We start from the raw sequence: 26,722 nt of genomic DNA on the forward strand, positions 1-26,722 counted from the left end.
TCCCTCGATAATCATGACGATGCCCGCCTGATAACTACTTCCCCCGAAATCCTCCCGGTCAGCTTGGCCATGCCCGGCCTGGAACCGTCCACATGCAAAATGCAGCTCGCCTCTCCCTCGGGTTCGGATTCAAGTTCGAGGATCTCTACAGTCGCGCAGGCATCGTCGCGCTCGACACGACCTTCCTGAAGCGCCTGGCCGAACGCTCGCCAGACCTCCACGCGCAGCTCGAGGCCGCGAGGCGAGAGCCCGGGGCGGCCCCCCGCAAGCAAGAATCCGAGCTGATCGTCGAGCTCGCCCCCCATGTGGAAGACTTCGTCGCCGAGCTGTTCGGCATCGAGGCCGAGCTCCGCTCGCTCCAGGCCGATCACTCGGCCCTGGCGCCGCTCTACACGGTCAAGCGCAAATTCGTCCAGCGCAAGCTGACCGGCAAGACGGTCGAGCAGGCCCTGGCGATCGACGCGACGGCCGTCGTCGCCGAGCTCGAGTCGCTCTTCCACGCCCCCTTGACCGAGATGGTCTACGCGACCCACGTCGCCAACTGGCTCGAGTCCGAGGCCGACAACTCCCTGCCGCTCCAGCTCGCGACCGACTACGCCATCTGGGCGGTCCTCTCTCCCGAGGGGAAGAAGAAGCACCACGCGGGGGTCCTCTTCCGGCTCCCCGAGAAGCTCGTGATGGAGCACCTCGTGCCGATCGAGGTGCTCCAGATCCACGGGATCGACCAGATCACGCTCGGGGGCGAGCACCATCGGCATCGCGAGGGGTTCCACCTCACGGATCCGGGGACGGACCTCACCGGGGCGCTCGAGCAGACGAACTACTGCATCAAGTGCCACAACCAGGGGAAGGATTCCTGCTCGACCGGCCTCCGTGAAAAGACGGGGGCCTTCAAGTCGAGCCACTTCGGCGTCCCTCTCGCCGGCTGCCCGCTCGACGAGAAGATCTCGGAGATGAACCTGGTGAAGGGACAGGGGAACCCGATCGGGGCCCTGGCCGTCATCACCGTCGACAACCCCATGGCCGCCGCCACCGGGCACCGCATCTGCAACGACTGCATGAAGTCATGCATCTACCAGAAGCAGAGCCCGGTCGACATCCCGCAGGCCGAGACCCGCTCGCTCAAGGACGTGCTCGAGCTCCCCTGGGGCTTCGAGATCTACAGCCTGCTGACGCGATGGAACCCGCTCAACCTCTCGAGGCCCGTGCCTCGCGAGTCGACCGGCAAGAAGGTCCTTGTCGTCGGCCTCGGCCCGGCCGGGTTCACGCTCTCGCACCACCTCATGAATGACGGTCACACCGTCATCGGGGTCGACGGGCTCAAGATCGAACCGCTGCCCGAGTCGCTCTCCGGCGTCGATGCCTACGGCAAGCGGCACGCCTTCGAACCTTTGCGCGACATCGCGGAGATCTACGAACGGCTCGACGCCCGCGTCATGGCCGGGTTCGGCGGCGTGGCCGAGTACGGTATCACCGCCCGATGGAACAAGAACTTCCTCAAGGTGATCCGGCTCCTGCTCGAGCGCCGCAACGAGTTCTCGATGTTCGGCGGCGTGCGGTTCGGCGGCACGATCACGGTCGATAGCGCCTTCGAGATGGGCTTCGACCACATCGCCCTCTGCATGGGGGCGGGCCGGCCGACGGTCATCCCGATGAAGAACGGGCTGTCTCGCGGCGTCCGCCAGGCGTCCGACTTCCTCATGGCCCTCCAGCTCACCGGCGCGGCCAAGGCCGAGTCGCTGGCCAATCTTCAGGTGCGCATGCCGATCGTCGTGGTCGGCGGCGGCCTCACGGCCATCGACACCGCCACGGAGTCACTCGCCTACTACGTCGTGCAGGTCGAGAAGTTCCTCCGCCGGTATGAGGATCTCGTCCAGGCCGACGGAGAGGCCTCGGTCCACTCGCACTGGAACCCCGAAGAGGCCGAGATCGCCGAGGAATTCCTCGCCCACGCCAGGGCCATCCGGGCCGAGCGAGAGCTCGCGGCCAGGGAAGGGCGGCCCCCTCGCCTCGTCGACCTGCTGAACGAGTGGGGGGGCGTGACCGTCGCCTACCGCCGCCGCTTCATCGATGCGCCGAGCTACACGCTCAACCACGAGGAAGTCCTCAAGGCCCTCGAGGAAGGCATCCGGTTCGCCGAGTGCCTCACCCCCGTCGAGGTCGAGGTCGACACCTGGGGCGCGGCGAAGGCCCTCAAGCTCGACATCCAGAAGATGGACGAGGCCAGCGGCAAGCTCGTCCACACGGGCGAGTCGGTCGTCCTCCCCGCCCGCTCGATCCTGATCGCGGCCGGCACGCAGCCGAATACGGTGCTCGCCCGCGAGGACGAGCATAACGTCAAGATCGACGGCCGATTCTTCCAGGCGATCGACGAGGCCGGCGAGCCCGTCAAGCCGGACCGGATCGCCAAGCCGAGCGCGGTGCATGTCCTGATGTCGAGGCGTCCCGACGGCAAGGCCATCAGCTTCTTCGGCGACCTCCACCCGTCATTCGCCGGCAACGTCGTCAAGGCGATGGCGAGCGCCAAGAAGGGGTATCCCACCGTCACGCGCGTCCTCGCCGAAGCCGAGCCGTCGAGCCCGCCGGCCGAGGAGTTCGTGGAGAAGCTCAACGACGAGCTTCGATCGGTCGTCCACGACATCATCCGCCTGACCCCCAATATCGTCGAGGTGGTCGTCCGGGCCCCGATCGCCGCCAGGGCCTTCCAGCCCGGCCAGTTCTACCGGCTCCAGAACTTCGAGACCCTGGCCCGCCAGTCGTGCGGCACGAACCTCACGATGGAAGGCCTCGCGTTGACGGGGGCCTCGGTCGACGTGGAGCGCGGCCTGCTCTCGACGATCGTGCTCGAGATGGGGGGGTCGTCGAACCTCTGCGCCCTCCTCAAGCCGGGCGAGCCGGTGAGCCTGATGGGCCCGACCGGGACCCCCACCGAGATCCCCAGCCAGGAGACGGTGCTGCTCGTCGGCGGCGGCCTCGGCAACGCGGTGCTCTTCTCGATCGGCCAGAAGCTCCGGGCCCAGGGCTCCCGTGTCCTCTACTTCGCCGGCTACAAGAAGCTCATCGACCGCTACAAGGTCGAGGAGATCGAGAAGGCCGCCGACGTCGTGACCTGGTGCTGCGACGAGGCCCCCGGCTTCACCCCGAGCCGCGTGCAGGACTGCTCGTTCGTCGGCAACATCGTCGAGGCCATGGCCGCTTACGGCCGGGGCGAGCTCGGCGAGGTGACGCTCCCCCTGAGCGCGGCGAACCGGATCGTGGTGATCGGCTCCGACGGCATGATGCGAGGGGTCCAGCAGGCCCGAAGCGGCATCCTCCGGCCGTACCTCGACCCGGGGCACCACGCGATCGGCAGCATCAACTCGCCGATGCAGTGCATGATGAAGGAGATCTGCGCCCAGTGCCTGCAGCTCCACGTCGACCCCGTGACGGGCAAGGAGTCGGTGGTCTTCTCCTGCTTCAACCAGGACCAGCACCTCGACCACGTCAAGTTCGACAACCTCCGCAGCCGCCTCTCTCAGAACGGCACGCAGGAGAAGTTGACGAAGCTCTGGATCCAGAAATGCTTGCAGAGTCTCGACGAGGAGCCCGCCGAGCTGGCCTCGGTCTGATTCGTCAGGTCGGATCTCGAGGGTCGCCGAGCCGGGCTCGCTTCCGACTCACAGGGGTCAACGCCGAAGACCGCGACCCCGCCAGCCGGACCCAGGCTGGCGGAGTCCGAGCGAGGTACCTGATCATCGGCGTCCGTTCCTGGTGTCGCCGATCGGCCGGCCCCTCGAGACCCATCGCATGCAGATCCCCGGACAGGAAAGCCTCTTCATCGCCTCCCTGTTCACGGCGCTCGACATCATCGTCAGCGTCGTGGCCTCCGGGCACGTCCTCCTCCACAAGCGTGACACGCGCGCCTCGATCGGGTGGATCGGCCTGATCTGGCTCTCCCCCATGCTGGGTTCGGTCTTGTATGTCCTGCTCGGCGTGAATCGCATCCACCGCAAGGCGAAGAGACTGAGCCGGGAGCGTCCGAGGATCGAGACGGGCCCGCCGCTGGTCTGCGACGTCGGGGGCTTTGAGAACGCCATCGGCCCCGACCACGAGAACTTCAAGGCGATCGCCAGACTCGGCGACCACGTCTCCCCCTGGCCGCTCATGCCGGGCAACGACATCCTGCCATTGTTCGGTGGTGACGAGGCCTACCCGGCAATGCTCCGGGCCATCGACGAGGCCAGGGAGACCATTTCGCTCGGGACCTACATCTTCGACCGCGATCGCGTGGGGCTCCTCTTCATGGACGCCCTCGAGAAGGCGAAGGCCCGAGGGGTCGAGGTCCGGGTCCTGATCGATGACTTCGGCTCGAGACACACCTGGCGCCCGGTGATCCGCCCCTTGCGTAAAGCCGGAATCGCCGTGGCCAGCTATCACCCGACCCTGGCGCCCGGCTGGCTCCCGTACCTCAACCTGCGGAACCACCGGAAGATCCTGGTCATCGACGGCGTCGTCGGGTTCACGGGGGGGCTCAACATCCTCGAGGACTATTCCTGGGCGACGTCGCCCGCCTCGCCCAAGATGGACGTCCACTTCCAGCTCAGGGGGTCGGTCGTCGCCCACCTCCAGGAGGTCTTCGCCGACGACTGGTTCGTCTGCTCGGGGGAGATCCTCGAGGGCGATCCCTGGTTCCCGACCATCCCGGGAGACGGCGAGATCCTGGCCAGGGGGATCGTCGACGGCCCCGACGACGATCAGGATCACTTGCTCCGGGTCATCCTGGGGGCGATCGCCTGCGCCGACTCGACCGTGGCCGTCGTCAACCCGTATTTCCTGCCCGATTCCCGCCTGATCTCGGCGCTCGAGGTTGCCGCCCTGCGCGGGGTCCAGGTCGATATCCTGCTCCCCAGCGAGAACAACCATATCCTGATCCAGTGGGCGTCGATGGCGCTCCTGCGCGAGCTCATCGAGAGCGGCTGCCGTATCTGGTTCTCGCCGCCGCCGTTCGACCACACGAAGCTCATGGTCGTCGACAGCGCCTGGTCGTTCATCGGCTCGGCCAACCTCGACCCGCGCAGCCTCCGGCTCAACTTCGAGTTCAATGTCGAGTGCTATGGGAAGGACCTCGCGATCCAGCTCGATGAATACATCGACCAGCGAATCGCGAATGCCTCGCCGGTGACGACGGCCTTCCTCGATCGCCGGAGCCTCGCGGTTAAGCTGCGCGACGGCGCCGCGAGGCTGCTCTCGCCCTATTTGTGATCCCAGTCGCCCTCATCGCCGAACTCCAGGAACCCGCGGCTTGACGGGGGTGGAGCGAGGCCCGAAAATCGTCGTTTTGACGGCGAGGGAGTAGGACCGCGACCGGGCGATTCCGCGTCCTGAGATTCCCCGGTCCTCGAGTATCAGAAGGAATACCGGCATGCGTCTATGCGAACGTTGGGGAGGGCTGCGGGGAGGCCTGCCGCTGGCCCTCGCGGCCTGGTCGAGCCTGGCCGGTTTCGCCCGCGCCGAGGAGTACGTCCCGGGCCCGGCGGAGGTCCGGATTCGCGGAGACGTGTCGTTCCTGGCCGATGACAAGCGCGCCGGTCGCGCCCCCGGAACAGACGGGATCGAGGCGGCCGCCGACTACATCGCGACGGCCTTCAAGGACCTCGGCCTCAAGCCCGCGCCCGGCGCCCAGGGCTACTTCCAGCCGTTCACGATCAGCGGCTTCCCGTCGCTCGGCCCGACCCAGGAACTGGCCCTCTCCGGGCCCGACGGCAAGAGCCTCGGCGGAGAGGTCCGCAAGGACTTCACCCCCCTGGCGATCGGCGTCTCGGGCAGCTTCGAGAACGCCCCGATCGTCTTCGCCGGCTACGGCATCACGGCCTCGGATCCTTCGAAGAAGCTCGACTACGACGACTACGCCGGAGTCGACGTGAAGGGCAAAGTCGTCCTGCTCCTCCGCAGGGAGCCGCAGCAGGACAAGGACGACAGCCCCTTCGACGGCAAGCGCAACTCCCCCTTCGCCGCCTTCCGCCACAAGGCCACCAACGCCTTCCAGCACGGCGCCGCGGCGATCCTGCTCGTCAACGACCATTACGGGCTCCAGGGCAAGACCGACACCCTGCTGAAGGTCGGCGAGGCGGGGGACGAGGCCAACTCGACCATCCCGTTCATCTCGGTGACGCGGGCCTTCGCCGACAAGCTCCTCGCCGACGCGGGGGAGCCGAACCTGGAACAGCTCGAGTCGCAAATCGACGCCCAGCTCAAGCCGAAGACGCGCGAGCTCAAAGGGTGGACGGCCAAAGGTAAGGTCGAGATCCAGCGCAAGGCGATCGAGACCAAGAACGTCATCGGCGTCCTCGAAGGCTCGGGGCCGCTCGCCGACGAGACCATCGTCATCGGCGCCCATTATGACCACCTCGGCCACGGCGGCCTGATGTCCGGCTCGCTCGCCTTCCTCTCGACCGACATCCACAACGGGGCCGACGACAACGCCTCGGGCACCGCGATGGTCGTCGAGATGGCCAGGCGCCTCAGCAAGCGGGCCGACCCCCTTCCGCGCCGGGTCGTCTTCATGGCCTTCTCGGGCGAGGAACGCGGGCTCCTCGGCTCGAAATACTACGTCGAGCACCCGCTCATCCCGCTCTCGTCGACGGTCATGATGGTCAACTTCGACATGGTCGGCCGGCTCAATGAGAAGCAGGAGCTGACGGTCTACGGCACCGGAACAACCCCCGGGATCGACGCCCTGGTCGACGCCCTGGGCAAGTCCTCCGGCTTCACGATCAAGAAGATTGCCGAAGGCCTCGGGCCGAGCGACCAGCAGTCGTTCTACCTCAAGAACATCCCGGTCCTCTTCGCCTTCACCGGCACCCATCGCGACTACCACCGACCGAGCGATGACACCGAGCGGATCAACTTCGCCGGGATGTCGCGCATCGCCGACTTCGCCGAGCTCGTCCTCCTCGACATCGTCAGGCGTCCCCAGCGCCCCGAGTTCACCAAGGTCGTCCGCCAGGGGAGTAGCGGCGGTCACGGCGATTCCGACCCGGGACGCGTCTCCATCTCCGCTTATCTCGGCTCCATCCCCGACTACGACGACAGCGTCAAGGGCGTGAAGCTCTCGGGCGTCCGCGAGGGGAGCCCGGCCGAGAAGGGGGGCCTCAAGGGGGGCGACATTGTCATCGGGTTCGGCGGCAAGCCGGTCGCGACGATCTACGACTACACCGAGAGCCTCGGCCGCTACAAGCCCGGCGACGTCGTCGACGTGGTCGTCCAGCGCGACGGCAAGGAGACGACCCTCAAGATCACCCTCGGCTCTCGCCCCAGCGAGACCCCTTGAGGATCATCGCCCCGGGGCCACGCGATTCCCTCGGTCCTCGAGACGCGGAGGCGTCGTTCCAGCACGGTGGCGCGGGCGGGCTTTCCCGCTCGCGCCGCCCCTTTTCGTCGAGCACGGTCGTGGCCGAGGATCGCCGATCTCTCCGGTATAACAACGTGAAAGCCCTCTCAAGACATCAACTGTGGTTGCTTTGCGCCCTGGCCTTCGTCCCCATCGGGGTCGCCGGCTGCTCCAGGTCGTCGGGGCGCGACGAGGGGTTGGTCATCGCCACCCCCTGGGACGAGCCGAGGCGTGCGGAGCTCCTCGACGAGTTCGGGCGATGGATGGCCGCGAAGCATGAGCCCGAGCCGACTCCCAAGGGGGGGTGGATCCGCTGGGTGACGATCCCGCCGAACTCCGACCTCGCCTTCCTCGAGAAGTCGTACCCCCGCCTCTTCAGCCCGGGGACGGGACGCGTCGACGTCGTGATCGGCGTCGACAACCGGCACCTGTCCGCGCTCGAGGGCAAGGGGTGGCTCTTCCTCGACGAGGAGTCGGGGCATTCCCCCTGGTTCATCGTCCGCAGGCTCCCGGTCGGCCTGGCGGTCCTCGCCCCCGGGAGTCTGTCGGCCAAGGTCGGCCGCAAGGCGGCTGAGAAACCGTCTGCGACGACGGCTTCGGATCGACGCAGGCTCGCGTTCGACGACCCCCGCCACGACGCCCTGGCCCTGGCCTGGGCGAAGCAGGCCCTGCAAGAAACAACCTGGGCCGACGGGTATGCCCGACTCGTGCGCGACGCGGGCGAGGCCTGCCGTGTCGGCCGGCGCTCGGGCTCGGCGCTGGCCGCCGTCCTCCAGGGCGAGGCCCAAAGCACCCCGGCGACGGGCGAGAGCATCGCGAACGCCGGCAAGGCCGTTCGGCTCGAGCCTCCCCAGGGGTCGGGCCCCGGTACCTACGGAGAGAGCGGGGCCATCATCGAAGGGACGTCCAGGCTCCGCCTCGCCCGCTTCTTCCGGGAATTCCTCCGCGAGAAGGACGAAGCCAATCGCTTCGTCTCGACTGACGAGGACGCCGACGACCTCCTGTGCGACCTCCTCGGCGCGACGCTCGTCGACGCCCAGGACGAGCTCTGGGACGCCTGGAACATGCTCGAGCGTTCGGGACATCCCAAACGCCCGTCGATGTGGATGTCCCTCGCCCCGCCCTGGCCACCGGCCTCGATCACCAAGCTCTCGGAGAAGGATCCGTCGGGCTCGTTGGTGCAGACGCTCGCCGCCGAGATCGCACCCGACCCCGACATCAGGGCCTGGCTCCTGCGCGACTGGCTCGGCCCGCCCAGGCTGATCGACGAGCACGTGCTGGCCCAGATCGCCACCGCCGTCGACGGCCGCCTCTTCCGGGAGCCGAGGTTCCGGGCCTGGCTCCGGGCCGAGTGGACGGCATGGGCCCGCCAGCGGTATCGTCGCGTGGCGAGGATGGCCAAGGAATGGACGGAATCATGACGAGTTCACGCGCCCCCTTTCGAAGACCCCAGACTCAGGTTCGACTCCCGCTCGCACGGCTCGGGGGGTGCGAGCGATGATCCGCGTCACGCTCGATGGCCTCGTCAAGCGCTTCGACCGCGAGTCGGTCGTCGACGGGGCCTCGCTCGAGATCCCCCCCGGCGAGTTGACCTTCCTCCTCGGCCCATCGGGCGCGGGGAAGACCGTGCTGGCCCGCCTGATCGCGGGCCTGGATCGGCTCGACGCCGGCGAGATCTACTTCGACCAGCGCCTCGTCCACAACCTGCCCCCGGCCTCGAGACGCGTGGGGCTCGTCTTCCAGGACGACGCCCTCTGGCCCCTGATGACGGTGGCCGACAACGTCGCGTACCCGCTGCGTTTGCTGGGTCAGACCCGGCTCGAACGGCGCGACCGGGTCGCCGAGATGCTGAGCGTCATGCGAATCGACAGCCTGGCCGCGAAGCTGCCGGGGCAATTGTCCCCCCTACAACGCCAGCGCGTGGCCCTGGCCCGCGCCCTCGTCACCAGGCCGGAGTTGCTGATCCTCGACGAACCCCTCGGACGCCTCGAGAACCGGGTCCGCGACGAGTTCCGCGAGGAGATCCGCCGGGTCCACGCCGAGGAGGACATCTCGACCCTCGTCCTGACCAACGACGCCCGCGAGGCCCTCGGCCTGGCCGAGCGCCTGGCCGTGATGGACCTCGGGCGGATCGTGCAGGTCGGCACGCCGCAGGAGGTCTACAACCGGCCGCTCGACGCCTTCGTCGCCCGCTTCCTCGGCCAGACGAACCTGCTGCAAGGGCACGTGGAGTCGGCCGACTCGAAGGGGGAGATGGTCGTGCGGACCCCCTTCGGGCGCATGGTGGGCCAGGCCGTGCACGGCGCGATCGCTCCAGGAGCCCCGGTGACGGTGGCGATCCGGCCGGAGTCGATCGCCCTCGGCCCGGGACTCCCCGCCAACGCGAACCGGTTCGCCGCGACGATCGAGCGGCTCGTCTTCCAGGGAGAGGTCCGGCAGATCCACCTCAGGGGCCCCGGCGACTGGCCGGTCATCGCCACGGCGCTCCAGAGTCAGTCGAACCAGTTGCGCGAGGGGCAGAGCCTCACGATCGGGATCCCCCCGTCGCTCGTCGTCATCCTGGTGGGGAAGTACGCGATGCCGAAGAGCTGAGGCCGACGCCGACGCCGCCCCGCGATATGATACGATGCCTGCGACAACGGCTCCGACGATGAGGTGGATGGGCATGGGGTTCTTCCGACGACTGGGGCGCTGGGCCGGGGTAGGGCTCTGGCTGGGGGTCCCCCTGATCGCGTTCGCCTTGCTGCCGGCCGCCGTGCTCGACCGCGGGCCGGCGGGGGAGGTCAGGCCGACCCTCTTCCCGGTCGCGCTCGTGACGCTCGACCCGTTCCTCTGGGCCTGCGCGCAGAACAGCTTCGTCGTGGCCTCGCTCGTCACGCTCATCTCGCTGGTGCTGGGCCTGGCGATGGCCCATCTCGTGACACACCGACGCTTCTGGGGCCGGCCGCTCCTCGTGGCGTTGGGCGTCGCCCCCCTGGTCGTCCCGCCTGTCGTCGGGGCCCTCGGACTCAGGTTGATGCTCGGCCCCTGGCTCGACACCTGGGCCTCGAGCGGCAACGGCCGCTGGTTCGGCTGGTCGTGCTGGGCCTGGGTCGCATCCGCGGTCGGGACGCCGGTCGTCGGCCTGGCCACAGCCTCGGCACTCGCGAGGCTCGAACCGGGCTGGGCCGACGCCGCACGCCTCGCCGGGGCGAGTCGCATCCGCGCCTGGCGGAAGATGGTCTGGCCGTTCATCCGGCCCTCGGTGGCGAGCGCGGCGGCGACCGTCTTCACCCTCACGCTCTTGGAGCCGGGAGCCCCGATCCTCCTCGGCCTGCGACGGACCCTCGCGTATCAGGCGATCGAGGCACTCGGCTCCGACGCCCCGTTCCCGCGCGCGGCGATCCTCGCGTTGATGTCGGTGGCCCTCGCGATGATCGCCCGGCTCCTCCTCCGCTGGTGGGGAGGCCCTGGGGTGGCCTTGCCGCCTCCGAGGCAGGAGGGGCATGCCGAGACGTTATCCTGGAGCCTGGCCATCCCCGCGATGGCGGTCCTCGCAGTCGCGGTCGCGCTCTCCTGGCTCCCGGCCCTGGCGGTCCTGGCCTTCACGCTCCGCCCCTCGGCGGCGGGCCGCGTCGACGGCCTCGAAGTCCCCCGCGCCCTCGCCGCCTACGAGGCCTGGCACATGGTGGGCAAGTCGATCGCGGTCGGGCTCACGGTCGTCGCCCTGCAGTTGCTCATGGTCGCCGGCCTGGCCGCGAATCGGGGGAGCCCCCGACGCCTGCCCCGATACTTCGTCAACTGGCCCGAGGCCTTCCCACCCCTGGCCCTGGGCATCGGTGCCCTGTCGCTTCCCTGGCTCCTGCGGCTCGCCGTGGCGACGCTCCAGGGCCGCGGTCAGATCGGCGTCCTCGGCCGGCTCCTGCGCTGGCTCGAGTTCGTGCTGACGCCGAGCGGTTACGTCGAGATCCTGTTGGCCGTCGCCGTCGCCGTCTCGCTGCAACCCTTGCTCGCCGGTGCGCTGGGCGTGGGCCGGGGCGGGTTCGATCCCACGCTTTATCAGGTAGCACTGAGCCACGGAGCGACCCGTCGCCGGGCGCGTCGGCTTGCGACGGGCCTGGCCTTCGCCAATTCCCCGGGCCTGATCTGCCTGGTCTTCAGCCTGGCCGCCACCAACCTCGCCCCGGCGCTCGTGCTGACCTCGAGGTCCACGAGTCGGACGATCGGCCCCGGCCTGATCGACCTCGTGGATCAACCGGGTGGCGGCTGGGTCGCGGCCTCTCGGCTCGGGACCCTGATCCTGATCGCCAACATCTCCACGCTCGCCTTCGCCATCCGCGGCTGGCACCGATCGGCTGGCCGTTGGCTTCGCCCTGCACCCTAGCGGAAGACGTCGATCGGGCAGGATGCCAATGCAAATGCGGGATGGCCTCGAGCAACTCGACGCCATCCCGCATGCTCATATCGCGACCGGATCGGGCTCGATCAGGAAATCGGGCAGGGCTCCATGAGCGGCGTGCTGCTGTCTTCCCCGAGGGTCGTTCCCATCTGGATCGGGCTCGGGGACGAGGCGACCGGCTTGGGATACTTCAGGTTATACGCCAGGCCGAAGGAGGAAAGGCATCGGATGACCATGTAAGTCATATCGACTTCCCATTTCTTCAGGCCGTGCCGCACCGAGGTCTGGAAGGCGTGGTGGTTGTTGTGCCACCCCTCGCCGAAGGTGAGTAGGGCGACCCACCAGAGGTTGGTCGAGCGATCACGCGTCTGGTACGTGCGATAGCCCCACATATGCGCGGCCGAGTTGACCAGCCAGGTCGTGTGCAAGACCAGGACGGTCCGCACGAACCCGCCCCAGATCAGCCAGGGGAGCCCGCCGATCGCGTAGAGGCCGACCATCAGGAGGATGGGAAACACCAGGTGATAGTTGTCGAGGAAGCGCTGGACGGGGTCCCGATAGAGGTCGGGCGCCCATCTCTTGAGATATTCGGGGGTATGCTCGGTCCAGTCGTCTGGCTTCACCCACCACATGAGATGGGCCCAGAGCATGCCCCTGACCGGGCTATGGACGTCCCACTCGCTATCCGAATGCGCGTGGTGATTGCGATGGTCGGCGACCCATCCGACCGGCCCACCCTCCGACGCGCAGCAACCGATAATCGTCAGCGGATACTCGAGCCACCTCGGGCGAAGGGCGAAGCTCCGATGGGTCAGGAGGCGATGGTAGGTCATGCAGATCCCCACCCCCGCCGTGGCGGCGTGGAGGATGAGCGCGACCAGCACGGCTCCCCACGAGAAATAAGCAGGATTGAACGCAAAGAGTGCCCCGACGTGAAGTCCCCCAATCCAGATCAGGGACTTCCAGGCGATCGGGTTGGATCGGTACGAAGGGATCGCGTCCGCTTGCATTGTTGACCCGTTGGACCTGCGAATCATTACGATTCGGATGCTTGAGAATCCGCGCCTCGCCCCATGAGGCCGAGATCCGTGCGCGGCCCGTCTCAACAGAAAATCAAATTATTTACGTTAGTAGCGGAGCGATGACCGGGTGCCAGGCTGGAGGAGTGGAGCTGGCTCGCCGGGGATCTAGGACGATCGGGGCTATCCGCATCCTCGCCCTTCCCGGCGCACGGGTGGAGGTTAGTGATTCGCATCGCGACGATCAAGGATGCTGTCCCGATGCTTCGTCACCGACCGATCTCTCGGCGAAGGCCGCGACAACGTCGTCTCGACCAGTTCGCTTCGATATCCGCAGTCATCTCAGATTTTCGAAGCGATCCCCATTGCCCGCGTCCGACACCAACCCCGGAGGATTGCACAGGAACTCAATGGAGCAGATTTCAATCATTGCCATTGACGGCGGGCAGTTCATTGGGCTGGACGCCCGGCTTCTGCGACTCCGCCTGCCGCAGGGCACATTGGGGGTGGATCCCCGACCTCGAGTAGACCGCCTCCAGGCAGACCGGACATCGCGCCCGCGACGAGGGGGCCGAGATCGGATTCCGTCGATGGTTGCTGCTCATGGATTCGCCTTGGAGTTCGGGGACGCCAGCCACATCCCGGCGGGACTTCCGGGAGCGGGGCGGGACCCTCGACTTGCCTCGGGCTATCGGCGCGAGGAAACTCATGCCGGGATGAACGACGGCTATCGCCGTCGATCCGGCCCTAATTCACTCGGAATCCTCGCACAGGGCGTGAGGCCAGGAGGCTTCCCAGCCCCTCGGCCCGTCGCGAACGAGCGGGGATCGCCCGCGGCCAGGTCGAACGGATTCAACCCGGCCCGTAGATCACTCGATCAGGCGACCGGACGATCCGCTCAATAACGGCCATATCCGCCGCGGCTGCCGCCGCCATAACCGCCGCCACCCGAACGGGGTTCGCGGGGCTTGGCTTCGTTGACCGTCAGGTTGCGACCGTTGTGCTCGGTGCCGTTGAGCCCTTCGATGGCTGCATCCACTTCCGCGTCGGAGCTCATCTCCACGAAGCCGAAGCCCTTGGAGCGATTGGTATCTCGGTCGATGATGATTTGCGCGCTCTGGACGACGCCGAACTGGCTGAAGAGGGCCTCGAGGTCGGACTCGTTCACGCTGTAAGTCAGGTTGCCGACATAAATCTTCTTGGCCACGGTCAAACTCCGACTCGGAGGGGATACATCGCCCGGGGGGTCCGCCCGGAACCGAGGCGAAATGTATCCATAAAACGGATCTTAAGGGAAGGAGAGGCGAGGGAGGGGAGCAGAGACCGGAGTAGGACTCGGCCAGCTACGCAACTCGGTCGACAGACCTAACCTTCGCCAATGTAACCCACATGGAGGGGAAATGATAGGAAAAACCGTATTATTTTTACGCATCCGACGAGGCCTGAAACGGGACATTCCGACGCGAGGCGGGCGGGGTTTCTGCCCGCGGACGGACGCCATTTTCATCATGAATTCTTAACAATTCACGTCTCAAGGCCACACAAACAAATCCCAATATTCTAAAAACATGAACACCATTAATAAGCTGATACAAGGCGCCAAACCCTGCAGAACTCAGGGGGATTCCGCGGCCCCGACGCGTCATCGACGCGACGATAAACCCTCCCGCTCCCGCCCGATTTCGGGCCGGACCCTCGAACAATCGGATCGGGGCTTGTGGACAAGCGGGTACGGACACGTGTATAGTATCAGGCTCGTCGGCCCTTTCGGTAAAGACATGGGATTGACGCTGCCTTGAGGAACAACCAAGGATGGCCACGACGGACATCGTGATCCGAGGTGCCCGCGAACACAACCTGCGGGACGTCTCGCTCAATCTACCGCGCGGCGCTTTGATCTGCTTCACGGGTGTCTCGGGTTCGGGGAAGAGCTCGCTCGCGTTCGACACCCTATATGCCGAGGGACAACGACGTTACGTCGAGAGCCTCTCGAGCTACGCACGCCAATTCCTGGGCCAGATGCCCAAACCCGAGGTCGACCGGATCGACGGGCTGAGCCCCTCCATCTCGATCCAGCAGAAGACCGGCGGCCGCAATCCGCGGAGCACCGTCGGCACGATCACCGAGATCAATGACTATCTCCGCGTCCTCTTCGCCCGAGTCGGCCAGGGGCACTGCCCCAAATGCGACCGTCCCGTCGCCGCCCAGACCCGCGAGCAGATCCTGGCACGCGTGCATGAACTGCCCGAAGGAACGGCGTTCAGCATCCTCGCGCCGGTGATCCGCGGCCAGAAGGGGGAATACAAGGACCTCTTCAGCGAACTCTCCCGCGCCGGTTATGTCCGGGCCCGCGTCAACGGGCAGGTCTTCAACCTGACCGACAACCTCGCGCTCGACCGCCAGACGAAGCACAACATCGAGGTCGTCATCGACCGGCTCAAGGCGAGCGCCTCGATCCGTTCGCGGCTCGCCGAGGCGATCGAGGCGGCCCTGCGCCTGGGCGAAGGCTCGGTCATCATCGCGCGAGAAGGGCAGCCCGACCTGCTCCTCTCATCCCACTATGCCTGCACCCACTGCGGCCTCAGTTTCGACCCGCCCAGCCCCCAGCTCTTCAGCTTTAATAGCCCCCAGGGGATGTGCCCGTCCTGCGACGGCCTGGGCGTCCGCCACGACTTCGACCCGAGCCTCCTGATCCCCGACCCTTCGAAATCCGTCTGGAAGGGTGCGATCGAGGCGCTGGGGCCGGTCTCGGACATGGGACGCTGGCGCAGGCATATTTTCGAGGGCGTGGCCGCGAACGTGGAGGCCGACAAGGACGGCCCGGCCAAGGGGACGATGCTCAAGGGACCCTGGCGTGACCTCGATCCCAAGTGGCAGAATGCCTGGCTGTACGGCCTCGGCGAGCGGGTGATCGTCCACAACTGGAAGAGCCGCGGCAAACGCTGGTCGCATGCCGAGACCTGGCCCGGGGTCGCCACCGAACTGCTCGCCAAGTTCCGCGAGACCGCGAGCGGGCCGCATCGGGCCAAGCTCGAGCCTTACATGCGGAGCATGACCTGCCCCGAGTGCTCCGGCGCCCGCCTCAACGCAAGGGCCCGAGCGGTCCGCGTGGGGGGCAGGACCCTCGTCGAGCTCGGTGGCATGCCGATCGGCAAGGCGGCGACGTTCTTCGATGCCCTGGCCAGCACCGAGCGCGACGCCTCGGTCGTCCCGCTCGATCCGCTCTCGAGGATGATCGCCGAGGAACTGCTCAAGGAGATCCGGGGTCGGCTAGGGTTCCTCACGAACGTCGGCCTGCATTACCTGACGCTCGACCGCTCCGCCCCGACCCTCTCCGGCGGCGAGGCCCAGCGCATCCGGCTGGCCAGCCAGGTCGGCGCAGGGCTCGTGGGCGTCCTCTATATCCTGGACGAACCCTCGATCGGGCTCCACCCTCGCGACAACGACCGGCTGATCGCCACACTCGAGCGGCTCCGCGACGCGGGGAACACCGTGATCGTCGTCGAGCACGACGAGGATACGATGAGGGCCTCCGACCACCTCGTCGACTTCGGCCCCGGGCCGGGGGTCAAGGGGGGCGAGGTCGTTGCGCAAGGGACGCTCGCCAAGGTCTCGGGGGCGTCGGAAAGCCTCACCGGGCAGTACCTCTCCGGCCGCAAGTCGATCGCCGTGCCCCAGCAGCGCAGGCCGCGGGGCGATAAGAAACTCAAGATCGTCGGGGCCAGGCAGAACAACCTCAAGGGGGTCGATGTCGAGGTCCCCCTGGGAGTCTTCGTCTGCGTGACCGGGGTGAGCGGCTCGGGCAAGAGCTCCCTGATCAGCGACATCCTCCGCGACGTCCTGGCGAGGGACCTGAACGGGGCGATCACCGAGCCGGGCCTGCACGATCGGATCGAGGGGATCGAACATCTCGATAAAATCATCGACATCGACCAGTCCCCGATCGGCAGGACCCCGCGGTCGAATCCGTCGACGTATATCAAGCTCTTCGACCTGATCCGGGACCTGTACACGAAGTTGCCGGAGGCGAAGTCGCGCGGGTACAAGGCCGGGCGCTTCAGCTTCAACGTGTCGGGCGGACGGTGCGAGGCCTGCGAGGGGAACGGCTCGAACCGGCTCGAGATGGACTTCCTGGCCGACGTCTGGGTCACCTGCCCGGTCTGCGAGGGGAAGCGCTTCAACCGTGAGACCCTGCACGTCCGGTTCAAGGGGAAGAGCATCAGCGACGTCCTCGAGATGGACGTGCAGGAGGCGCTCGAGCACTTCGCGAACGTCCCCAAGATCGCGGGGATGCTCCAGACCCTGCACGACGTCGGCCTCGACTATCTCAAGCTCGGCCAGGCCTCGCCGACGCTCTCGGGGGGTGAGGCGCAGCGGATCAAGCTGGCCCGCGAGCTCGTGAAGCGAGGGACGGGGCGGACCCTCTACCTGCTCGATGAGCCAACGACGGGGCTCCACTTCGACGACGTGCGCAAGCTCCTCGAGGTCCTGCACGGGTTCACCGCGCTCGGCAACTCGGTCGTCGTGATCGAGCACAACCTCGACGTGGTGAAGACGGCCGACTGGCTCCTCGACCTCGGCCCCGAAGGGGGCGAAGGAGGGGGGCAGGTCATCGCCGAGGGGACGCCGGAAGACGTGGCGAAGGTCGCCGAGAGCCACACCGGCGCCGCACTGCGCCGGCTCTTCCAGGGAGCCGCACCCAAGAAGGCCAAGGCGAAGGCAGGCCGCAAGGGCAAGCGGAAGTCGTCGGAGGAGGGGATCGACTCGATCGTCATCCGGGGCGCTCAACAGCATAACCTCAAGGGTGTGGATGTCGACATCCCCCGGCACAAGATGACGGTCTGCAGCGGGCCGAGCGGATCCGGCAAGACCTCGCTCGCGATCGATACGCTCTATGCCGAGGGGCAGCGGCGGTACGTCGAGAGCCTCTCGAGCTACGCCAGGCAGTTCCTCGCCCCCTTGCAGAAGCCCAAGGTCGAGCGCATCAGCGGCCTCTCGCCGGCCATCTGCATCGAGCAGAAGACGACGAGCAAGAGCCCGCGCTCGACGGTAGGGACCGTCACGGAGATCCATGATTATCTCCGCATCCTCTTCGCCAGGCTCGGCCAGCCGTATTGCCCGAGCTGCGGACTGGCGATCGGCACGCAGACGGCCGACGAGATCGTCGAGAAGATCCTGCACCTGCCCGAGGGGTCCAAGGTCTTCGTCATGGCCCCCGTCGATCGCCGCGACAATGACTCCTATGACGCCCTCTGGGACGACCTTCGGGGATCGGGCTTCACCAGGGTCCGGGTCGACGGCGTCTCGGTCAGTCTGGACAAGCCCCCCAAGCTGAGCCATCGCCGCAAGCACAGGGTCGAGGTCGTCATCGACCGCGCGGTCGTGAGGCGCTCGACCCGCTCTCGCCTGGCCGACTCGATCGAGGCGGCGCTCGACCTGGGCAAGGGGGTCGTGCTCGTCGCCAGGGTCGGTGACGAGGCGAACGAGGCCCACTGGCCCGTCGACCGCTACAGCCAGCATCGCTCGTGCGACGGCTGCGGTCGCAGCTTCGAGGAACTCTCGCCGCACAACTTCTCATTCAACAGCCCGCTCGGCTGGTGCCCGGTCTGCGAGGGGCTCGGCACCCAGCACGGGGCGAACCCGGCCATCCTCATCCCCGACGGCTCCAGGAGCCTGCGCCAAGGGGCCGTGGCCGTCTGGCCCGGCTTCGACGAGAACCCCTTCTTCGGGCGCATGATCTCGAGCATGGCCGAGGCCCGCGGGATCGACCTGGATATGCCCTTCGACGAGCTCGAAGGCCGCCACCGACGGTCGATCCTCCACGGCACAGGCGACTCCTGGTTCCAGGTCCCCGCCGGCAAGGGAACTGCCCCGTACTCGTTCCAGTACAAGGGGCTCTTCCCCGCCATCGAAGAAGCGGCACGCGTCTCATTTATTTATCGGTTCAAACTTCAGGGGATGGTCGACGACGTCCCTTGTGCGGCGTGCATGGGGGGGAGGCTCCGGGACGACTCGGCGGCCGTCCGGTTCCGCGACTTCACGATCGACCAGGTCGGCCAGTGGCCCCTGGGCCGTGCCCTCGACTTCTTCCAGGGGCTGAAGCTCGGCGGCGACGAGAAGCACATCGCGGGGGACCTCATCCGCGAGATCCGCGACCGGCTCAAGTTCCTGGTCGACGTCGGGCTCGATTATTTGACCCTTACCCGCGGCACCCCCACGCTCTCCGGCGGCGAGAGCCAGCGCATCCGGCTGGCCAGCCAGATCGGCAGCGGCCTGACGGGGGTGCTCTACGTCCTCGACGAGCCGACGATCGGGCTCCACCCTCGCGATAATACGCGACTCCTCGGGGCGCTCGAGCACCTGCGGAATCTCGGGAATTCGCTGGTGATCGTCGAGCACGACCGCGAGGTCATCGAGGCGGCGGACCACCTGATCGACTTCGGGCCCGGCTCGGGTCAGGGGGGCGGACAGGTCACCGCGGCGGGGACGCCGGCCAAGGTGAAGTTGAACAAGAAGTCGCTCACCGGGCAGTATCTCAGCGGCAAGGCCGCGATCCCCGTCCCCACCAACCGCCGACCCTGCGATGGGCCGGCGATCAAGGTCATCGGCGCCCGGCACCACAACCTCAAGAACATCGATGTGTCGTTCCCGCTCGGCGCCGTGACCGTCGTGACCGGGGTGAGCGGCTCGGGCAAGAGTTCCTTGATCGAGGACATCCTCTGGAAGTCGGCGGCCAGGGCCTTGCACCGGGCTCAGGTCACGCCGGGGGCCCACGACGAGATCGAGGGGTTGGAGCAGGTCGACAAGGTCATCAGCGTGGATCAGACCCCGCTTGGTAGCACGCCGACCTCCACGCCGGGGACCTATTCCGGCGTCTTCGACCTGATTCGCGAGTTGTACGCCAAGCTGCCCGAGTCCAAGGTCCGCGGGTACACCTCCAGGCGGTTCAGCTTCAATCAGGCGGGGGGGCGCTGCGAGGCCTGCGAGGGGGCCGGGCAGAAACGCATCGAGATGCACTTCCTGCCCGATGTGTGGGTCACGTGCGAAGCCTGCGAGGGTTCGCGTTACACGAAGGAGACCCTGGCGGTCAAGTTCCGCGGTCGGTCGATCGCCGACGTGCTCGCGATGACGATCGACGGGGCCCTCGAGCTCTTCGCGGGCGTGGCCCGGATCCGCAAGATTCTCCAGACCTTGCACGACGTGGGCCTCGGGTATCTCTCGCTCGGCCAGGCGGCGCCGACCCTCTCCGGCGGCGAGGCCCAGCGCGTCAAGCTCGCGGCCGAGTTGGCTCGGCCCGACACGGGGCGCACCCTGTACATCCTCGACGAGCCGACGACGGGCCTCCACCTGGACGACGTCCGCAAGCTGCTCGAGGTGGTCCATCGCCTGGCCGACCTCGGGAACACGGTCGTGATCATCGAGCACAACCTCGAGGTCATCAAGACGGCCGACTGGCTGGTGGACCTCGGGCCCGAGGCGGGCGGGGCAGGTGGGGAGATCGTCGCCCTGGGGACGCCCGAGACGATCGCGGCCACCAAGCGGAGCCTGACCGGGGCCATCTTGAAGGACGTGCTCGCCGCCGGGCCGTACCTCGAACGCCCCAAGTTCGACCGCAAGGCGGCAGCCCGCAAGGCGCTCGCCGAGGTGAAGAAGGCCAACGTCGAGGAACTCACCAACGGCGTCAAGCCTCCCTGGGAGCTCGACGGCCGGCGCTGGCATACCCGCGACCGGATCAGCCGCAACGGCAAGGCCGCCCGCTGGGAAGGCCGGCTCCTGGAGAACGTGGTCGACCGGATCCAGGATCTCGGCGAGTTCGCGGAGACCGATTGGACCCAGCGCGCCACCGTGAAGATCGCCGGGGCCGGGAAGGAGGCACCCGTCTTCTTCCAGGCACTGACCGGCCACGAGTGGATCGTGACACTCAAGTTCAACGTCGCCCGCAACGCCTTCAAGACGGCGACGCTCTCCGAGAAGCTCAAGCTCACCCCGTTCCATGAGAGTTCGCCGCCGATCCTCAGCGACTCCAATCGGGTCGAGGTCTCGAACGGGAAGGGAGGGGTCCAGGAAGTGACGGTGACCTGCCACTCCGCCGCGGACCTCGAGACGCCCGCATTCGAGTCCTTCCTGGGCGAGGCTATCGTGGCTTACCAGCGGATTGGTAAGACCGGGGCCCTGGTGAAGGGGAGTAAGCTCCAGAAGGTGAACTGATCTGAGCGTCGACTTTCGAGCGCAATATTTAACCCTCCGCACTGGTCATCTTTCTCCTGAAGACCAGTGCGGAGGGCTCTTTTTTCTTTACGTTTCAGGTAGTTTTCGTGGCGAACTGACGGCGATCTCGCTTCTTAGTCAAGTAATATTGCGATACATCAAGACTTCATAAAAGATTACAAATATCGTGATTTGACGTCGGGAGCGCGCCCACGACACGCCCCGACGAAAAACCACAGCGAGACCTCTTTCGGAAGGCTTTTCTCTAATTACTCTAGGGGTCTCAAGGTTGTTCGTCGTCATCGATTACTGACATACCAACCCCGAGCTCGCCTTACTTATTTATCCGAACAAGCGTTACTTATCTAATAATATCCGAATCCGGCCAGCCTAATCTATTTACCCATAACGGCGGTGATCGCTGACATATCGGATTTAATCCCTAACCTACCTAATTTAATCAACGACCGGATTACCACCCTCTTATTGACCCGCGGCAGCATTGCCCGCGGGTCACAGTCCTCTTCCAGGGGAAGCCAGGCCACGATTCATGGGAGATAACCTCCAAGAATCACCGGCCTCGATTCTCCCCTACACCTACTTAAGTGCGAGTCGGGCTCGGATCTAAACCTGGGATCTCGAGATTTTTGCAGGCGGCAGCATTCATGTTGCCTTTTTGCAACACCCTTGGCCTGCCAGATTTCTGGAAAGCGTTACCTCAAAGCACTTAAGGGTGATTGCCCTGGTTGATGCATGGCTCAAGTCCTTCTCGCATGAGATCACAATTTTCAGACACAAGATGGGGGTTGGAATTCCCGTGATAACCATGCTGCTGGTGGATCGAGCCGTTCGCACTGGCGGCCTGGAAGGCTTGGGATTTCGCATCTTGGCGGGATTTCGTATGATTTTCTCGTGACGATTTCCGAAGTACCGACGCGGCCTGACGAAGTTCGACGGGGTCGAACCGACGTTGGGTCGCGGGCTTTGTAGGCAGCCATGACCCGACGCACTCGAGGACGAGAGATCGCGCTCCAGGTCCTCTATCAGACCGAGCAGAATGCAGGACTCGCCCGCGCCGAGATCCGCAGGTTCGTCGAGCGACGACTCCGGGGCGATCGTAAGCTCTGCGAATTCGCCGAGGCGCTCATCGCCGGAGTTCAGGAGCACCAGGCCCGCATCGACGCCCTGATCTCGGGAGTGGCCGAGAACTGGCGGCTCGACCGCATGGCGGCCATCGACCGCAACATCTTGCGGCTCGGGGCCTATGAGATGCTCTTCAGCCCCGACGTCCCCGCCAAGGTCGCCATCAACGAATCGCTCGAGCTCGCCAAGCGTTACAGCACCGCGCAGTCCAGCCGGTTCGTCAACGGGATCCTGGATCGGCTCCAGGCGGCGGAGGTCAACGCGACGACCTCGGAAACGCCCGCCGGGTCGACCGAGGGCCCCAAGACCGCGGACGCCGGACCCACCGAGGCCGTCCCCCAGGCCGAGGAAGGCCCGGAATCGACCCCCTCAGCCCCCGAGGATGGGGACTGATCTCTCTGCAGAGTTCCCGGCGTCCATTGATTCGGACCCTGTTCGCCGCCGCAAAGGAGTACGGCCGTGAATTGGAATGGGAAGTTGAGCGGAATCTTGGCGATGAGCGTCGTCCTGTTCGGGGCCCATGCCCGGGCGGAGGACGACCAGAAAACAGTCCAGGGGACGTGGGTCCTTGTCGCCAGCGAACGCGACGGCCAGTCCACCCCCGCCGAGCAGTTGAAAGCTCGCGACGTCCGGATGATCTTCGAGGACGACCGCTTGCTCGCCAAGATGGCGGACAAGTCGGTGGGCCTGGGGACGTTCACCCTCGACCCCACGGCGTCGCCGAAGACCTACGACCGGATCTATCCCGACGGCAGCAAGCGTCTGGGGATCTACAAAATCGAAGGGAAGAACCTGACCATATGCGTGGCCGACCTCAAGAAAGAACGTCCCAAGGACTTCGGGACGGCCAAGGGGGATGGCCGCACACAGGTTGTCTATCAGCGTGAAGACTAGGAAGCGTTCGAGGCCGGGCGGAGAGCGACGGGACAAGCCCCGCCCGGCGGCGGTGCGAGTCCCCAGGGCCGACCTCCACATCCACACGACGCATTCCGACGGCGTCTGCTCGCCCTGCGAGGTCGTCGTCGCCGCCGAGCGCGTCGGGCTCTCGGCCCTGGCGATCACCGACCATGACACGATCACCGCGATCCCCGTCGCCCGGCCCGAGGCCGAGCGATTGGGGATCGAGCTCGTTTCCGGGGTCGAGCTGACCACCGAGATGGGGGGTCGCGAATACCACGTCCTCGGCCATTTCATCGACGAGACGAACCCCGAGTTGGCGTCGACCCTCGACGCCATGCGCCTCGGTCGCGCCGAGCGGCTCGCGGCGATGGTCGAAAAGCTGCGAGAGTTCGGCCTCTCGGTCGACCTGAAGGCGCTCCGCACCGCGTTCCCGAGGGCGACATTAGGTCGACGCCATCTCGCCGACTGGCTGACGAGGACGGGGCAGGTCTCCGGGACCCGCGAGGTCTTCACCCGCTTCCTCGGCGATCAGGGCCCTGTCCAGGTCCCCAAGCCCCGGCTGGCCCTGGGCTTCGCGATAGGGCTCGTGAGGCGAGCGGGCGGGGTTGCTGGCCTTGCTCACCCCCCCTATGATCTCCGAGAATCGACGTTGCGCGAGATGGTCGACGCCGGCCTGGGGGCGATCGAGGTCGCCGGCCCGGCGGTGGACTCCACGCGAGGCCGCCGCTGGAAGGAATGGGCCGAATTGTTCGGGCTCGTCCCGATCGCGGGATCCGACTTCCACGCGTCGGACCGCCCGGGGCGCTGGATCGGCTCGACGACGGTCGAAGGGGCCGAGTTGGAACGACTGAGGGCACGGCGCGGGACCTGAATTCCCGAAGGCTGCGAGCGGATCGATCGAAACGATACCCAGCCGACTGACACCGAGCGACGGGCTATCTGGGGAGACTCATGGCGATTAAGGACTTGTTGGGCCGGCTCCGCAAGGGGCTTTCCAAGACGGCCCAGCTCTTGAACATTCGATCCTGGTTCAACCGCAAAGTCGACCAGTCGTTCCTGGACGAGCTCGAGTCCCGCTTGATCCAGGCCGACGTCGGGGTCAAGGCGACCCAGCGGATCATCGACCGCGTCCGCGAGGCCTACGGCGACAAGACGGTCGACGAGGACCTCCTCCAGTTCGTCAAAGGCGAGTTGAAGGCGCTGCTCAAGGATCCGAGGCCGGGGACCCTGGCCGTCTCGCCGACGCGGCCGACCGTCTACCTGATCGCCGGCGTGAACGGCTCGGGCAAGACCACGTCGATCGCCAAGCTCTCGCAGCACCTGAAGGACGAGGGGAAGACCCTGCTCCTCGCCGCGTGCGACACCTTCCGCGCCGCGGCGGCCGACCAACTGAGCGTCTGGGCGACCCGCGCCGGGGCCGACCTCGTCCGCGGGGCCCAGGGAGCCGACCCGGCAAGCGTCGCGCATGACGCCTGCGACCGCGCGCTCGCGAGGAACGTCGACGTCCTCATCGTCGACACGGCCGGCCGCCTCCACACCCAGACCCATCTGATGCGCGAGCTGGAGAAGGTCCGCAGCGTCATCCAGCGCAAGATCCCGGGGGCTCCCCACGAAGTCCTGCTCGTGCTCGACGCGACGAACGGCCAGAACGCGATCCGGCAGGCCGAGGTCTTCACCAAGTCCATCGGCTGCACGGGGGTGATCCTGACGAAGCTCGACGGCACGGCGAAGGGGGGCGTGGTCGTCGCCATCCGCCAGACGATCGACCTGCCCGTCAAGTTCATCGGCGTAGGCGAGGGGATCGAGGATCTCCAGGCGTTCGACCCGGATACGTTCGTGGAATCGCTGTTCATCGCCTAGTCGCGTCGGTGGTCGGGGCTCCTTGGGTGTGAGTGTGGAAGGTGGGAGTGGCGACTTGCTTCGGCAGGGCGGTTCGCGTTAAGGTCAAGTTCCTGCCCGCGAGCACGATAATGCTGGCCCACCTTGCGACTCCCATAGGAGCCACCCAATGATGTTGTCGACCCTCCGAACCTCGCTGGTCCTCGTCGTGACGGGCCTGCTCGCCCACGTCCAGGCCGCGCCTGCCGTCGCCGGGCCCTTCCCGGACAAGAACCTCGAGGCCGCCGTCCGGGCCGTCCTGAAGCACGAGCCGAACGTCGAGCTGACCGATGAGAAACTGCTCAACGTCTACGTGCTCGAGGCCGTCGGTAAGGAGATCAAGGACCTCTCGGGCCTCGAGAAATGCAAGAACCTCGCCCTGATCCGGCTCACCAAGAATGAGGTCGTCGACCTCAAGCCGCTCAAGGACCTGAAGAACCTGCAGTCGCTCGACCTCGCCGATAACAAGATCGTCGACCTCAAGCCGCTCGCCGAGCTCAAGAACCTCCAGTATCTGGAGCTGAGCAACAACCAGGTCGCGGACATCGCCCCGCTCGCCGGCCTCACGAGCCTCTCCGCGCTCTATCTCAACGGCAACAAGATCGTCGACATCGCGCCCGTCGCCGGCCTGACGAAGCTGGCCTCGCTCTGCCTGGGCAAGAACCAGGTCAAGGACCTTGCCCCGTTGAGCAAGGTCACGAAGCTGTCGATGCTCGAGCTCCAGGACAACCAGATCGAGGACATCAGCCCGCTGGCCGGCCAGACCGAGGTCCGGATCCTGATCCTCGAGCGGAACAAGATCGCCGACCTCGCACCGCTCGTGAAGTCCTGCAAGGAAGACGCGGCCGGCCAGAAGCGGTTTGCCCCGTATCTGCGTCTCTACCTCTCGGGCAACCCGCTCTCCGACGACGCGAAGTCGAACCAGACCCCGGCGCTGAAAGAGGCGGGCGTCCGGATCGAGGGCTGAGACTCCCTCGGGGAAAGCTCAGGGGTCGGGCTGGCTCTCCTGGAAAACCTTCTTCGCGAGGGCCAACCCTTCCCAGCAGGCCGGGAAGCCGGCATAAGGTGCGATCTGGAGCAGGGTCTCGACGATCTCCTGGCGTGTCGCGCCGTTGTTGATCGCCATCCGGAGATTCAGCTCGAGGCCGAGGGGCCTCCCCATCGCCACCAACGTCGCGATGGTGACGAGGCTCTTGGTCCTCAGGTCGAGCTGGGGACGGCTCCAGATCTCCCCCGAGAGGAACTCGACGACATAGGCCTCGAACTCGGGGCAGATCTCTCGCCAGGCCTGGCGGGTCCGATCGGCCCCTTCCGGGCCCAGCATACGCTTTAATAGCTCCTCACCTCGCCCGATCCTCGCATTCAGATCCACGTCTCGACCCTCGTTTTACCGGGCGGCACCGCTCGATTCGACCTCGGTGCGCGCCCGCGGATTGTTCTCAAATCGAGCTGCCACGTTCTCATTTCGAGGCGCCCGAGCAAAGGGCTTGCCCCCGACTCGGATGTCGATCCGTGGAATTCCTCGGGCTTAGTCTCCGCATTTCCTCGCGATCCAGGCTTTTGCGAAGCAAACCGACAAGCTCGACCGTTGCAAGCTGGGGAAAAGGCTCGAGACTCCGATCGCACCCGATGCGCCGATGGTCCGCTTTATGCTTTGGCTAGGAAGTGGCGGGATTAGACCGAAAGCTCGATCCCGTTTCGGCGTACTAAAAACAACGATTCCGGGAAGCTGTCCGGCTGCGTGCTAAGATTAGGACAATGCAGCTTGTGTGGCTTCTTGAGTAGGGCGGATCGGGGAAGGGACTCTCGGATCTCGCCCGACGCTGA

Annotated in this window: 16 protein-coding genes; 12 read left to right on the forward strand and 4 right to left on the reverse strand. The window is 66.3% G+C overall.

Going from position 1 to position 26,722, the window contains the following annotated elements:
* The first annotated feature begins 92 nt into the window (after positions 1 to 92).
* The 6 genes from ACOYYX_RS10505 (at position 93) to ACOYYX_RS10530 (ending at position 11,732) form a co-directional block, all read left to right on the forward strand.
* The gene (locus ACOYYX_RS10505; RefSeq protein ID WP_422929876.1) at positions 93 to 3,608 is read left to right on the forward strand and encodes an FAD-dependent oxidoreductase; all 3,516 of its coding nucleotides are present in this window, start codon (positions 93 to 95) and stop codon (positions 3,606 to 3,608) included.
* A 178-nt stretch (positions 3,609 to 3,786) separates the two neighbouring features.
* Positions 3,787 to 5,241 (forward strand): phospholipase D-like domain-containing protein, encoded by a 1,455-nt coding sequence (locus ACOYYX_RS10510; RefSeq protein WP_422929877.1) that lies wholly within the window; start codon positions 3,787 to 3,789, stop codon positions 5,239 to 5,241.
* Between the two features lie 160 nt (positions 5,242 to 5,401).
* Complete coding sequence (locus ACOYYX_RS10515) at positions 5,402 to 7,309, forward strand: M20/M25/M40 family metallo-hydrolase (protein ID WP_422929878.1); 1,908 nt, start codon at positions 5,402 to 5,404, stop codon at positions 7,307 to 7,309.
* Positions 7,310 to 7,494: 185 nt separating this feature from the next.
* Positions 7,495 to 8,790: a hypothetical protein gene (locus ACOYYX_RS10520; protein ID WP_422929879.1), complete on the forward strand. Its 1,296-nt coding sequence runs from the start codon at positions 7,495 to 7,497 to the stop codon at positions 8,788 to 8,790.
* A gap of 76 nt (positions 8,791 to 8,866) precedes the next feature.
* A complete protein-coding gene (locus ACOYYX_RS10525; protein WP_422929880.1) occupies positions 8,867 to 9,961 on the forward strand; it encodes an ABC transporter ATP-binding protein in 1,095 nt (364 codons plus the stop codon).
* A 73-nt stretch (positions 9,962 to 10,034) separates the two neighbouring features.
* Positions 10,035 to 11,732 (forward strand): ABC transporter permease subunit, encoded by a 1,698-nt coding sequence (locus ACOYYX_RS10530; RefSeq protein WP_422929881.1) that lies wholly within the window; start codon positions 10,035 to 10,037, stop codon positions 11,730 to 11,732.
* A 101-nt stretch (positions 11,733 to 11,833) separates the two neighbouring features.
* Here the strand turns inward: ACOYYX_RS10530 and ACOYYX_RS10535 are convergent, their stop codons facing one another.
* The 3 genes from ACOYYX_RS10535 to ACOYYX_RS10545 form a co-directional block, all read right to left on the reverse strand.
* Positions 11,834 to 12,757 (reverse strand): acyl-CoA desaturase, encoded by a 924-nt coding sequence (locus tag ACOYYX_RS10535; protein ID WP_422929882.1) that lies wholly within the window; start codon positions 12,755 to 12,757, stop codon positions 11,834 to 11,836.
* A gap of 431 nt (positions 12,758 to 13,188) precedes the next feature.
* On the reverse strand, positions 13,189 to 13,371 hold the full coding sequence (locus ACOYYX_RS10540; RefSeq protein ID WP_422929883.1) for a hypothetical protein: 183 nt from the start codon (positions 13,369 to 13,371) through the stop codon (positions 13,189 to 13,191).
* 293 nt (positions 13,372 to 13,664) lie between these two features.
* Positions 13,665 to 13,973, reverse strand: coding sequence for an RNA recognition motif domain-containing protein (locus tag ACOYYX_RS10545; protein WP_422929884.1), 309 nt, complete (start codon positions 13,971 to 13,973; stop codon positions 13,665 to 13,667).
* 605 nt (positions 13,974 to 14,578) lie between these two features.
* Here ACOYYX_RS10545 and uvrA point away from each other — a divergent pair.
* The 6 genes from uvrA to ACOYYX_RS10575 all read left to right on the forward strand — a co-directional run bounded on the left by uvrA (position 14,579) and on the right by ACOYYX_RS10575 (position 25,862).
* Entirely contained in the window at positions 14,579 to 20,974 is a 6,396-nt protein-coding gene (uvrA, locus tag ACOYYX_RS10550; RefSeq protein WP_422929885.1) for an excinuclease ABC subunit UvrA, read from the forward strand.
* Positions 20,975 to 21,970: 996 nt separating this feature from the next.
* On the forward strand, positions 21,971 to 22,510 hold the full coding sequence (gene nusB / locus ACOYYX_RS10555) for a transcription antitermination factor NusB (protein WP_422929886.1): 540 nt from the start codon (positions 21,971 to 21,973) through the stop codon (positions 22,508 to 22,510).
* Positions 22,511 to 22,612: 102 nt separating this feature from the next.
* Positions 22,613 to 23,011: a TIGR03067 domain-containing protein gene (locus tag ACOYYX_RS10560; protein ID WP_422929887.1), complete on the forward strand. Its 399-nt coding sequence runs from the start codon at positions 22,613 to 22,615 to the stop codon at positions 23,009 to 23,011.
* A complete protein-coding gene (locus ACOYYX_RS10565; protein WP_422929888.1) occupies positions 23,001 to 23,888 on the forward strand; it encodes a PHP domain-containing protein in 888 nt (295 codons plus the stop codon). Before ACOYYX_RS10560 ends, ACOYYX_RS10565 begins: the two co-directional genes overlap by 11 nt.
* An 80-nt stretch (positions 23,889 to 23,968) precedes the next feature.
* Positions 23,969 to 24,877, forward strand: coding sequence for a signal recognition particle-docking protein FtsY (gene ftsY / locus ACOYYX_RS10570; RefSeq protein ID WP_422929889.1), 909 nt, complete (start codon positions 23,969 to 23,971; stop codon positions 24,875 to 24,877).
* Positions 24,878 to 25,025: 148 nt separating this feature from the next.
* On the forward strand, positions 25,026 to 25,862 hold the full coding sequence (locus tag ACOYYX_RS10575) for a leucine-rich repeat domain-containing protein (RefSeq protein ID WP_422929890.1): 837 nt from the start codon (positions 25,026 to 25,028) through the stop codon (positions 25,860 to 25,862).
* A gap of 18 nt (positions 25,863 to 25,880) precedes the next feature.
* Here ACOYYX_RS10575 and ACOYYX_RS10580 read toward each other — a convergent pair whose 3' ends face one another.
* Positions 25,881 to 26,267 carry a carboxymuconolactone decarboxylase family protein gene (locus tag ACOYYX_RS10580; RefSeq protein ID WP_422929891.1) on the reverse strand — a complete coding sequence of 129 codons (387 nt, stop codon included), beginning with the start codon at positions 26,265 to 26,267 and terminating at the stop codon, positions 25,881 to 25,883.
* Between the last annotated feature and the right edge of the window lie 455 nt (positions 26,268 to 26,722).

It is taken from the genome of Singulisphaera chitinilytica, from assembly GCF_049331405.1.
In the GTDB taxonomy this organism is placed as follows: Bacteria; Planctomycetota; Planctomycetia; order Isosphaerales; family Isosphaeraceae; genus PoT.